Raw genomic sequence first — 10,510 nt, forward strand, 5'->3', positions numbered from 1 at the left:
AAATTTTGTGCATAACCACCTAACCAATTCAAATCCGAATCGGACAAGTCGGTCAGGGTGGGGAAAGACAATACGTTGGATATCGCCGTCGATGATTCGTTCCAGAATGGCGAGGAATTTTTTCCGTTTAAAATTGAGTCCCCTTCCAACTTCTGAAATAATTTCAGCCTCTGGATATCTTGTGCGTAAGTGTTCAAGTTGTCGTTTTCCTTGGGAGTGACATGCTGCATCAAAACTTCATTAAATCAACTACTTTTAGTCTAGCGTGATTTAGTAATATTTCCTCGTTTTAAGCAACTAATTTACAATTAGTTACACGTCTCTAGGGGAGACGGATCAAACAAGAATCCCCGTCACCAAGCATACGGGAAGTGTCAATTGGGTCAATCTGTCAGTAGGCGAATTTGAATGTCCTGGTAAAACTCGTCTTGTAATAACTCGACTTTAGATTGAGACGACAGCAGTAGTAAAGCCCAAAAAACGCTAACTAGGGGGCGGTTTTCTGACTCATGGCTAGAAGTATTTTGCTGTGCTTGCTTTGTTTGAGTCCACAAATCTACCAGTTGTTCTAGACTCAAACAATTTTCTCCTAATAATAGCTCTGTTCTAGAAGAATGCAACACTTGCTCTAGTTCTCCAGCTACCTCGGTCAAATTTTCCTGGTGAGCTAACTCTAGGGCCTGCCGCATATTTTGGCATCTGGGGTGACGGTGGGGGGAAACACGCTTACTAGATTTCTCAACCAGTTTTAGCTGGTGCGCCATAATTTGCAATTGCTTGATTAACTCTTGCACAGTCACACGACGCTTTGGCGGTGGCATTGCTGAGGGACGGCGCCGCAAGTGCCGCTCTAATTGCAGACGATGAGCATGATGTAATAACCCACCTTCACTGAATAAGATGGCATCATCTGCTATATCATCCTCGACCTCTTCCACTGAAGATAATTGCATCAAAGTGTTGGCCTTAAATAAGACTAGCATCGATGCTGACAAAAAAGCTTGTCCTGATTGCGACAAATCTGACTCATAGCCTTTAGGTGTGTCCTCCGGTGCCATTAATTCTAGGTAACGGTCAATCACCTTAATTACTTCAACATCCCAAGGATCGATGTCGCCTTGTTCAGCCTGCTCAATGAGCTGTGTAATTGTTGCTAATAACTCGGAAGCATCCATAAAATTTACGAAAAACCTTAATCAAAGATTTTCTGGATATATTTAACTTTCCCCTACGTCAAGTAGCAACATCCAAGTAATCTCAAACTTTCTGGATGGGATCGAGGCACAGCCGTTTGTGCCTGTAGTTTTAGGACTTTGGACTAAGACTACAAAGGTAAAACAGTAGATTTATTGAGTATTTTATGAACGGTGATCAGTTTTTATGATTTAAATTTCACAAACCAACCGCGATGCCTAGTCTCCAGGCATCGCGGATTTTAGATAAAAATCTAAAATCCCCAATCGATATTAGCGATTCACAGCCGCAGCTTCTCGCGCCGCAGTCGCTTGATCTGGGTGTATACCTAAACGTGTGAGATTAATCCGTCCTTTATTGTCAATTTCTCGCACTTTGACAATTACTTCATCTCCAACGGCCACTTCATCTTCAACTTTGCCAACGCGATAGTCAGCTAGTTGAGAAATGTGAATCATACCTTCTTTTCCAGGCAGAAATTCTACAAATGCACCAATGGGAATAATCCGAGTCACACGCCCTACATAAACATCACCTTCATTTAACTTACGAGTCATACCTTGAATGATGTTACGGGCTTTCTTAGCGCGGCTTTCATCCACAGCGGAAATGGTGACGGTTCCATCGTCTTCAATGTCAATCTTAGCACCAGTGTCTTCAGTAATAGCCTTAATTGTTTTCCCTCCAGGCCCAATCACCAGACCAATCATGTCTGAATCAATCTTGATAGTCAATAAACGCGGGGCATAGGGTGAGGTTTCAGGACGTGCTTCTTGGATAGTCTCGAGCATTTTCTCCAGAATATGCAACCGGGCTGATTTAGCTTGGTGGATGGCTTGGGCAATAATCTCCAATGACAGACCGGGGATTTTCATATCCATTTGCAAGGCGGTAATACCGGTATCTGTCCCGGCTACCTTAAAGTCCATATCGCCTAAAAAGTCCTCAATGCCCTGAATATCAGTGAGAACTCGCACCTCGTCATCTTCTTTAATCAAACCCATTGCAGCACCGCTCACGGGTTTGATAATTGGTACACCAGCAGCCATCAATGATAGAGTGGAACCACACACCGAACCCATAGAAGTAGAACCGTTAGAAGAAAGCACTTCCGATACGACACGAATCACGTAAGGGAATTTTTCTTTTGGTGGTAGCACAGGTATCAGCGCCCGCTCTGCTAAAGCACCATGACCAATTTCGCGCCTTCCTGGAAAACGCATAGGTTTAGTTTCCCCCACGGAGAAAGGCGGAAAGTTGTAATGATGCAGGTAGCGTTTACATTGGTCTGATTGCAAGTCGTCGTTGAGACTTTGAGCATCTCCAGGAGTACCAAGGGTGCAAGTGGATAGTACTTGGGTTAATCCCCTGTTAAATAAACCACTACCATGGACTCGTTTGGGTAACACATCAACTTGACAAGAAACAGGACGGACTTCATCGAGTTTGCGACCGTCAACGCGGACGTTATCTTCAATGATTTGACGACGCATCAAGTGCTTGGTTATGTCTTTAAAGTGATTACCTATTCCTTTACCGTTTGCGATCGCAGCAACTCGAACCTCATCTTCTTCTGGTAATTCCTCGATCGCACTAGTAATTTTTTCCTTCACAGCGTCCAACGCTTCATCCCGTTGGGCTTTGCTGTATTCAAACTGAGATAGGATTTTCTTAATCTCATCGCTGGCGCGATCGCGGATAAAATTGCTCACAGTCAGGTCTACCTCTGGTGCTTCTCCTTGCACAACTTGCAGACCCATTTCCGCCAATAAATCTTCCTGGGCTTGGATTAAATCTCTAACTGCTTCGTAACCAAAATCAATTGCTTCGATAATATCTTGCTCTGGCAATTGATTGGCTCCCGCCTCCACCATGATCACACCGTGGGGTGAACCAGCCACTATCAGATCCAAGTCTCCGCTTTGAATTTCTGCATAGGTAGGGTTAATAATAAAATCATCACCCACTAAGCCTACCCGTACTGCTGCCATAGGCCCATTAAAGGGAATTTGTGCTATCAGGGTAGCAATAGACGCCCCAGTAACTGCGAGGACATCTGGTGGTACCAACTCATCCATGGACAGCGTAAAAGCAATAATTTGCAGGTCATCCCGCAACCATGAAGGAAACAAAGGCCTCATGGGACGGTCTATCAACCGGCTAGTCAGAATTGTTTTCTCTGGTGGACGTCCCTCTCGCCGCATTATCCCTCCGGGAATCCTACCTGCAGCATACAGTCGTTCTTCGTAATCTACTGTCAGGGGAAGAAAATCAATTCCTTCTCGACCCTTTGCTCGCGTAGCGGTTACTAAAACAGATGTGTCCCCCGATTCTATCAGAACTGACCCACCAGCCTGGGGAGCTAGTAAGCCCACTTTTAGTCTAATATCCCTACCATCGAAGGATATTGACTTATCAACTTCTGCCATTCAGTTTTTTTTCCTTCTCTTTCTCTATTCTCTCTCTGTGGCAATCCTAACATTTATGCTCTCAGACTGACTTCTAGTACACACAAAGATAAATAAGTCCTTGAGCACCAAGCACGATATAATATTATCCTCTTATCCTCCCCGCTAACTGCCCAGAGCATAGCTTCACTGTCAGGTTTGCTGCTATCACCAGCATATAGCCTTTTTCAGGCTCATGAAGTACACACCAATTCCCTATTCCCTATTCCCTGTTCCCTGTTCGCTGTTCCCTGTTCCCTCAAACTAAAAAAATGTACCTCACGAGCATGGGAAATACTATATATTCGCCCAGAAACCTTTCTCAACCCTGACCGCGTAAGCCTGGTTGTACAATAAAACCAGCGTTGCAAATATCCCCCGCATACTGGGGAAGTTTGGCTGCATATCAAATACCGCCAAGAGATTTATTAGTTTATTTTACAGGAACTTTAGTAGTTAAAAGATGACAATTTTACACGGAAATTGGTTAGGAAAGCCTGAAAATAGTTGTTTATTTATTTGGGGAGAAACTTGGCGTTCATCGCGCATAAACATCGAGACTAGTGCATCTCCACACACACCACTACATCCACTGGCTATCAACCCATTAGAGTTGTGTGAATGGTTGGTTTCTCAGAACATCACAATTTCCGATTTAGTCCAGCAAAACCAAGTTGCAGTGACAACCAGTCGGCAAACTCGTAAAAGTACAACTGCTACTCCACTCAGTCTACCAACCCACTCTCAAATAATTGCCTTACCAACTCATATCCCGGAAAACAATCAGCAAGAAATAGGATTTATTTGCCCCTTACATTCTGGTACCTTGGCATCTGAAATTAACTTACCCCAATATCTCCAACCCTGGCGAGTCGAGGGTTTTTGTCTTCACCCCACCGCCGCTATAAAATTTCTGGCCACTGTGCCCTTAAATGCTGCTACCGAGGGGGATACTTTATTCGCTGGAGACCTACGTTTCTGGTCACAGGTTGCGCGTTGGAGTTTGGATTTAATTTCCCGGTGTAAGTTTTTGCCAACTATTCAAAGGCAGTCTGATGGTTCTATTGTTGCTAAATGGCAAGTCCTCTTAGACAGTGCTATAGACGGAACACGCTTAGAAAAATTTGCCGCCAAGATGCCATTGGCTTGTCGTACTTATCAAACAACTCCTGAGTTAGAAGAAAAATACTTAGCCCTAGACTTCCCCACTCAACCACAGGAATTATTGCTGGGCTTTCTCAACAGTATAGTAGATGCCCAAGTGCGAGAGATATTAGCAGATCAACCTCTATTAGAAACCAGAGTAATGGCATCTCTACCCTCAGCGGTGCGACAGTGGTTGCAAGCTTTAACTAGTACCTCTGACACCTTTAATGCAGATGCGCTGGAAGTAGAAAGACTCGAAGCAGGGCTGAAAGCTTGGACTATGCCATTACAGTACCAATTGTCAGGAACAGCCTTATTTCGCTGCTGTTTCCAGCTGCTTCCCCCGGCATCTGGCGGTACTGATTGGACATTGGCATATTTTCTACAAGCAGCAAATGATCCTGATTTCTTAGTAGATGCAGCAACCATTTGGGATCACCCCGTGGAGCAATTAGTTAATCAAAACCGCACCATTCATCAACCCCAAGAAACATTATTGCGCGGGTTGGGGTTAGCTTCAAGATTGTATCCAGTTATTGCACCCAGTTTAGAAACAGAATATCCCCAATCTTGTCACCTTAACCCATTGCAAGCATACGAATTTATTAAGTCAGTGGCGTGGCGGTTTGAAGATAGTGGTTTAGGCGTAATTTTGCCTCCTAGTTTGGCAAACGGTGGAGGCTGGGCGAATCGTTTGGGGTTAAAAATCACCGCTCAAACCCCAAATAATCAGCAGGGACGCTTAGGTTTACAAAGTCTACTGAATTTCCAATGGCAATTGGCAATTGGTGGGCAGACAATTTCTCAAACAGAGTTTAATAAACTTGTAGCTTTAAATAGTCCACTGGTAGAAATTAATGGCGAGTGGGTAGAGTTGCGACCCCAGGATATTAAAACCGCACAGGCATTTTTTGCCGCTCGTAAAGACAAAATGGCACTTTCCTTAGAAGATGCTTTACGTCTGGGTTCTGGAGATACCCAGTCCATTGAAAAGTTACCTGTGGTCAGCTTTGAAGCATCAGGAACATTGCAAGAATTAATTGGAGCCTTAACCAATAACCAGGTCATCGCACCTCTACCGACACCTACTAATTTTCAAGGACAGTTACGACCTTATCAACAAAGGGGCGCAGCTTGGCTAGGGTTCTTAGAACGTTGGGGGTTGGGTGCGTGTCTCGCAGATGATATGGGACTGGGAAAAACCATTCAGTTAATTGCTTTTTTACTGCACCTCCAGGAACAAGACGCACTAGTAAATCCCACCCTGCTGGTGTGTCCAACTTCTATTTTAGGTAACTGGGAGCGAGAAATTAAAAAATTTGCTCCTAACCTGAAAGTTTTGCAGCACCACGGTGATAAACGTCTCAAGGGTAAAGCTTTTGTAGAAGCAGTTAAAAAACACAATGTCATTATTACTAGTTACTCCCTGATTCACCGGGATATGAAAATTTTACAAGGTGTTGATTGGCAGGTAGTTGTATTAGATGAAGCTCAAAATGTCAAAAATCCAGAAGCTAAACAATCCCAGGCTGTCAGGGAGTTAAAAACTACATTTCGCATAGCCCTAACCGGTACACCAGTAGAAAATAAACTCCAAGAACTGTGGTCAATTTTAGATTTTCTCAATCCTGGGTATTTGGGAAATCGGCAATTCTTCCAGAGACGGTTTGCTATACCAATTGAAAAGTATGGTGACACGTCATCTTTAAATCAGTTGCGGGGTTTAGTACAACCGTTTATTTTGCGCCGTCTAAAAACAGACCGTGATATTATTCAAGATTTGCCAGAAAAGCAAGAAATGACGGTTTTTTGTGGTCTGACTGCACAACAAGCAGCACTTTATCAAGAAGTAGTAGAAGCATCTTTGGCAGAGATTGAATCTGCATCAGGGTTGCAACGGCGAGGGATGATTTTAGGCTTACTGCTTAAACTCAAACAAATCTGCAATCATCCAGCCCAATATTTAAAATTAGGGACATTAGAACAATATACTTCTGCCAAACTACTACGACTGGAAGAAATGTTAAGCGTGGCTTTGGAAGAGGGAGATAGGTCTTTAATTTTCACCCAATTTGCTGAATGGGGTAAATTATTGCAAGCTGATTTACAGCAAAAAATGGGTAAAGAGATATTATTTTTATATGGTCGTACTAGTAAACAACAAAGGGAAGAAATGATTGACCGTTTTCAACACGACCCCCAAGGACCGCCGATTATGATTCTTTCTTTAAAAGCCGGTGGTGTAGGATTAAATTTAACCAGGGCTAATCATGTATTTCACTTTGATCGGTGGTGGAATCCTGCGGTTGAAAATCAAGCTACTGATAGAGTATTTCGCATTGGTCAAACTCGTAATGTGCAAGTGCATAAATTCGTATGTACTGGCACATTGGAAGAAAAAATACACGAGATGATTGAAAGTAAAAAACAATTAGCTGAACAGGTAGTTGGCGCGGGTGAGGAGTGGCTCACGGAAATGGATACAGACCAATTACGTAACCTCTTAATACTCGATCGCAGCGCCATAATTGAAGAAGATTAGCAGGAAAAGGCTTTGTCAAAAGGCAATTGAGCTTGCCGTTAGTTTATGTCACAAAAATTAACCCATAAATCAAGTAAAATATAAGTTAATTTTACAGAAAGATTATGAATCATGCAACGTTACAGGCAAGCCGTGAATGGTGGTCACAAAAATGGCTAGAGTTACTGGATTCTTATCGCTTTAAAAAGCGTTTGGAACGGGCGAGAAATTATTCTCGTCAAGGAAATGTTCTCAATATAGAGTTTAAAGGTGCAAAGGTACTAGCTAGAGTCCAAGGTACTGAAACTGAACCCTATAAGGTTTCTCTGTCTCTCGATCATTTCACCCAGGAAGAGTGGGGTTATGTGATTGAAAGTATGTCCCACAGGGCAATTTTTGCAGCCAAGTTGTTAGCAGGGGAAATGCCGCAAAATATTGAGGAAGTGTTTACAGCCAATGGTTTGTCTTTGTTTCCTTTTACCCTCTCTGATGTGCACAGTAAATGCTCTTGTCCTGATAAAGCAAACCCCTGTAAGCATATTGGTGCTGTATACTATCAGTTAGGCGATCGCTTTAGTGAAGACCCATTTGTGTTGTTTCAACTACGGGGACGCGCTAAAGAGGAAATTATCAGTGATTTACGTCAATTACGCCGTGCTAAGGTGGAAGTTACAGCACCTAAAACACCCCAGATTCAACCACCACAGACACAGCCCCAATATTCTGTTAACCTGAGTTCATTCTGGCAATACAATGAGCCCCTAGATTCTTCATTGGTGGTAATTACCCCATCAAGTAGCGAGACCGTATTAGATGTATTAGGGGCGATTCCTTTAGGGAAAACAGAAGAAAGTTTAGCTGGTCCGACCTCCGGTGATGTGGTGACCAGATGTTTAGGTACTGTTTATCAACAGGTCAGTCAGCAAGCAATGTTAGCAGCGATGAATATAGGAGGGGGTTGATCTGAAATATTGTTGTAGGTGACAAATTCTTTTAAACTGACTAGATAAGTTTAAAATCTCATAGCCCCTCGTGATGGAAAACGATTCGGAATACATCAGGCAAACAGAAGCTACCCGCGTACGTGTACTCAGCGAAGCACTACCTTATATTCAACAATTTGTAGGTCGCACTGTTGTTGTTAAATATGGCGGTGCTGCCATGAAAGATAGTAACCTCAAGGACAAGGTTATACGGGATATTGTTTTTTTATCCTGCGTTGGCTTGCGTCCAATTTTGGTACATGGGGGCGGTCCTGAAATTAATAGTTGGTTAAATAAACTGGGCATTGAAGCACAATTTAAAAATGGTTTGCGCGTCACCGATGCTCCCACCATGGATGTGGTGGAAATGGTTTTAGTGGGTCGAGTCAATAAGGAAATTGTTTCCCTCATTAGCCGCGCTGGGGGCTTGGCGGTGGGACTATGTGGTAAAGATGGTAACCTAATTACAGCCCGCCCCCAGGAGCAAGAAGGTATTGGTTTTGTGGGGGAAGTCAGTAGTGTAAATATCAAAGTTTTGGAAACTCTCTCTAGTAGTGGCTATATTCCGGTAGTGTCTAGCGTAGCTACGGACGAGAATGGACAAGCTTATAATATTAATGCTGATACGGTAGCGGGGGAAATTGCAGCCGCCCTGGGTGCGGAAAAGTTAATTTTATTGACTGACACCCCCGGTATTCTTAAAGATTATAAAGACCCGTCTACCTTGATTCCTAAAGTGGATATCCGCGAAGCGCGGGAGCTAATTGCTAATGGTATAGTTAGTGGTGGTATGATTCCTAAAGTAACTTGTTGTGTGCGATCGCTCGCTCAAGGTGTAAGTGCAGCACATATTATTGATGGTCGCATTCCCCACGCCCTACTCCTAGAGGTTTTTACTGATGGTGGTATTGGTACTATGATTCTCGGTTCCCAGTTTGCCTCAAAATAATTAACTGCGATCGCCTTGTGGATATTCTGGGTATCGTCAAGTATTAACCCTCATGTGCGATCGCTATTGAGATTTAACCCAGACTGACCAATGTCTAGTTGTTGGTGTATAACAGGTGAGTACAGAAAATTTAGAAATTGCCAGAAGTCTTTACCAGACAGGAAAACTTAACATTGAAAATGGGCAATATCGAGAAGCTGTGGAAAATTTGCAACAAGCCAGCGCCCTATTATCTCGCAATTCTCGCCTGGGGGGTGAAGTAGAAATTTGGCTGGTCACAGCTTATGAAGCAGCTGGACGGAATCAAGAAGCCATTGATCTTTGTCAAGAACTGCAACGTCACCCCTTCCCAGAAACTAGCAAACAGGCAAAGCGGTTACTTTATATTTTAAAAGCTCCAAAACTCCAGCGCCCCAGTGAGTGGATGACGGAAATACCCGATTTAGGTAAATTATCGGATAATGATCAGAAAATTCGTGCTACTGGTAATCCTGTTAAATCTACTCGTCAAGTAGCTATTGAACCGGAAATAATAGACCTTAACCAGGTGAATACAAAAGATAATCGGTTTATTTGGGTGGCACTAGTTGTTATTGTGTTAACACTCTCATACTTGGCCTGGTTAAGTGTTTAGAATTTTTACTCTCAGGTTTGACACTCCTCATGCCTAAGTCGGTGAGCGAAGTCGAACCGTCAACCGTCAACCGTCAACCGTCAACCGTCAACCGTCAACCAATAAAACTATAATGATGATAAATATTAGGTAGTGTTTATGGTGACAACAACCCGCACTAGTGAAACCGCATCACCTCCAGGAATGGTTATCACCTGGGAACCGTTACCGCCTGATTTTGATCTACAAGAGGATGAACCGGTGGATAATACAGGGCAACCACTATTAGCAGGAGCATTAAGGGAAAGTTTAGAAATCACCGGTTGGATTGAGCCACAAATGTTAATTGCTACCAATTTTGGCTTATGTGCCACCGTAGAGGGGCAGTTTATTGCTAAAGCCCCTGATTGGTTATATGTACCCGCAGTTAAAGAGATATTACCAGATAGAAAAAGTTACACACCCCATTTAGAGGGAGATATCCCCGCCATAGTCATGGAATTTCTCTCAGATAAAGAAGGGGGAGAATATTCAATCAAGCCTACCTACCCACCGGGAAAATGGTTTTTTTATCAGCACATATTACAAGTACCCGTGTATGTAATTTTTGAACCAGAGGGAGGATTAATAGAATATTATCAGTTAGAAAATGGCCAG

General features: G+C 43.1%; 7 protein-coding genes and 1 pseudogene. 5 read left to right on the forward strand and 3 right to left on the reverse strand.

The window, feature by feature from the left end:
* The 3 genes and pseudogenes from PN457_RS04480 to PN457_RS04490 all read right to left on the reverse strand — a co-directional run.
* Positions 1-162: pseudogene (locus tag PN457_RS04480) on the reverse strand (IS607 family transposase); the annotation flags it as partial.
* A gap of 221 nt (positions 163-383) precedes the next feature.
* A complete protein-coding gene (locus tag PN457_RS04485) occupies positions 384-1,175 on the reverse strand; it encodes a segregation/condensation protein A (protein WP_271731601.1) in 792 nt (263 codons plus the stop codon).
* Positions 1,176-1,466: 291 nt separating this feature from the next.
* Positions 1,467-3,623, reverse strand: a complete 2,157-nt coding sequence (locus PN457_RS04490) for a polyribonucleotide nucleotidyltransferase (protein ID WP_271731602.1) — start codon at positions 3,621-3,623, stop codon at positions 1,467-1,469.
* A gap of 481 nt (positions 3,624-4,104) precedes the next feature.
* Between PN457_RS04490 and PN457_RS04495 the strand changes: the two genes are divergently transcribed.
* The 5 genes from PN457_RS04495 to PN457_RS04515 all read left to right on the forward strand — a co-directional run.
* Entirely contained in the window at positions 4,105-7,329 is a 3,225-nt protein-coding gene (locus PN457_RS04495; protein ID WP_271731603.1) for a DEAD/DEAH box helicase, read from the forward strand.
* A 104-nt stretch (positions 7,330-7,433) separates the two neighbouring features.
* Entirely contained in the window at positions 7,434-8,270 is an 837-nt protein-coding gene (locus PN457_RS04500; protein ID WP_271731604.1) for an SWIM zinc finger family protein, read from the forward strand.
* A gap of 70 nt (positions 8,271-8,340) precedes the next feature.
* Positions 8,341-9,240, forward strand: a complete 900-nt coding sequence (argB, locus tag PN457_RS04505; RefSeq protein WP_271731606.1) for an acetylglutamate kinase — start codon at positions 8,341-8,343, stop codon at positions 9,238-9,240.
* Between the two features lie 115 nt (positions 9,241-9,355).
* Complete coding sequence (locus PN457_RS04510; protein WP_271731608.1) at positions 9,356-9,874, forward strand: tetratricopeptide repeat protein; 519 nt, start codon at positions 9,356-9,358, stop codon at positions 9,872-9,874.
* A 138-nt stretch (positions 9,875-10,012) separates the two neighbouring features.
* On the forward strand, positions 10,013-10,510 hold a 498-nt coding region (locus tag PN457_RS04515; protein ID WP_271731610.1), incomplete at its 3' end, for a Uma2 family endonuclease.

This window comes from Anabaenopsis arnoldii (assembly GCF_028331025.1).
In the GTDB taxonomy this organism is placed as follows: domain Bacteria; phylum Cyanobacteriota; class Cyanobacteriia; order Cyanobacteriales; family Nostocaceae; genus Anabaenopsis; species Anabaenopsis arnoldii.